Raw genomic sequence first — 1,786 nt, 5'->3', positions numbered from 1 at the left:
GCGAACGCGGGCGGGGCGAACGACGGCGCGGGGGCGGCTTGCGGCTCCGGCGCGGCGGGCTCCTCCTCGGCGACCTCGCCGCCGAAGTTCTTGAGCAGCGCGTCCAGTCCGCCGTCGAAGCCCTGCCCGACGGCGGCGAAGCGCCACACGTCCTTGAGGTAGAAGTCGCCGAGCATCACGGCGCGTTCGGTGGTGAACTCCGAGCCGTTGAACGCGTACCTGACCACTTCCTCGCCGCCCGCGACGATGCGGATGTATCCCGGGGCGACCTGGGACATCTGTCCGGCGCCGTCGATCGTGGCGGTGAACGAGAGCTTGTGGATGCTCGCCGGGATCCGGTCGAGCGTCACGCGGAACGATTCGGTGTCGCCCGCCTGCGCGCCCAGCAACTGGACTGATTCCTCGGGGGACTTCGGCTGGTTGAAGAAGATGAAGTAGCGGTCGTCCGAAAGCTGTTCGTCGGCGTCGAGGCCGAAACAACTGATGTCGAAGCTCAGTCCGGGAGCGGTGATCTGCACACCTACGTACAGATCCGTCCCCGGAGTGAGATCACTGATCTTGGCCTTGTGCCCGCGTTGGAATTCCCTCGCCATGCGTAACGACCGTCCCCCATCCCGAATGAAATACGTCGCGCCAGGCTAACGGCTGTGTCCGACATTGGACCGAGCCGGTACGCATTCGGTACAGGATCGGGCAGAGACGCGGATCATGGCCGATCGGCCGTCCCGGCCGATCAGTCGTCGCGGCTGATCAGTCGTCCCGGCTGATCGTCCCGGCCGGTCAGTCGTCGCGGGTCGACGGCGAATGGGGCAGCCGGTCCGCCGCCACGACGCCCTCCAGATAGCCCCGGGCGCGTTCGGTACGGGGGTAGGCCTCCAGCAGCCGCCAGAAGCGCGGCCCGTGGCCCGGGACCAGCAGGTGTGCCAGTTCGTGGACGAGGACGTAGTCGACGACGTACTCCGGCATGCCCTGGAGCCGGTGCGAGAGCCGGATGCTGCCCTCGGCGGGGGTGCACGAGCCCCAGCGGGTGTTCTGGTTGGTCACCCACCGGACCGACACCGGCCGGGCACGGCCGTCGAAGTACTGGCCGGACAGCCGCTCGGCCCGCTCGATCAGGGCCTCGTCGCCGATGACCCGCTTGCTCTCCTGGGCGGCGAGCTTGTCGAGCATCACCGTCACCCAGCGCCGCTCCTCCGCCTCCGACATCCGGGCGGGAATGAGCACGATCGTCCGGTCACCTTCGCGGTACGCCGAGACGGTCCGGCTCCGGCGGGCGCTCCGGCGCACCTCGACGGCGCTCGTCGCCGTGAGGCGGGATGAAGGATCGGCGGACACGCCACGACGTTACCCGCTGTATGTGCGGGAAGTCCCGCCTCCCGGTCGGTCCTTTCTTGATCCACCGAGTGGCGTCCGCCATTTGAACGACGATATCCCGCGCCTGTGGATAACTTTTCACGCCGGGCGGCGGTTCCTTGCATTCTGGAAACGGCCGGACGAACGGGAAACGGGCCGGGGCGGGAGTTCGGGGAGCCGGAAAGAGACGGGGGACGGCGAGATGCATCCAAGGGTGAAGACCGCGCTGCGGCGGGCCTGGCGGGAGCGGCAGACGGTCCAGTTCGGGGTGACCCCGGCGCACGCGGTGCTGGTGGGGCCGGTCGACACCGCGACGGGGAGCTTCCTGGAGCTGCTGGACGGGACGCGGGGGCTGCCGCTGCTGCGGGAGGAGGCGCGGGCGATGGGGCTGCCCGACGGCCGGGCCGACGCGCTGGTGGAGCGGCTGGCCGCG

2 protein-coding genes and 1 pseudogene are annotated in these 1,786 nt (G+C 69.5%); 1 reads left to right on the top strand and 2 read right to left on the bottom strand.

Features of this window, described 5'->3' with window-relative positions; genetic code table 11:
• Together GT042_RS15120 and GT042_RS15115 are read right to left on the bottom strand one after the other, a co-directional pair.
• On the bottom strand, nucleotides 1–593 hold a 593-nt coding region (locus GT042_RS15120; protein WP_161309234.1), incomplete at its 3' end, for a TerD family protein.
• A 187-nt stretch (nucleotides 594–780) separates the two neighbouring features.
• Nucleotides 781–1,335, bottom strand: a complete 555-nt coding sequence (locus tag GT042_RS15115; protein WP_161309233.1) for a M48 family metallopeptidase — start codon at nucleotides 1,333–1,335, stop codon at nucleotides 781–783.
• A 220-nt stretch (nucleotides 1,336–1,555) separates the two neighbouring features.
• Here GT042_RS15115 and GT042_RS15110 point away from each other — a divergent pair.
• Nucleotides 1,556–1,786: pseudogene (locus GT042_RS15110) on the top strand (ThiF family adenylyltransferase); the annotation flags it as partial.

Origin of the sequence: Streptomyces sp. SID3212 (assembly GCF_009865405.1) — a bacterium.
In the GTDB taxonomy this organism is placed as follows: domain Bacteria; phylum Actinomycetota; class Actinomycetes; order Streptomycetales; family Streptomycetaceae; genus Streptomyces.
Note: the sequence above shows the minus strand (reverse complement) of the source record. Positions and strands in the feature narration are given on the sequence as shown.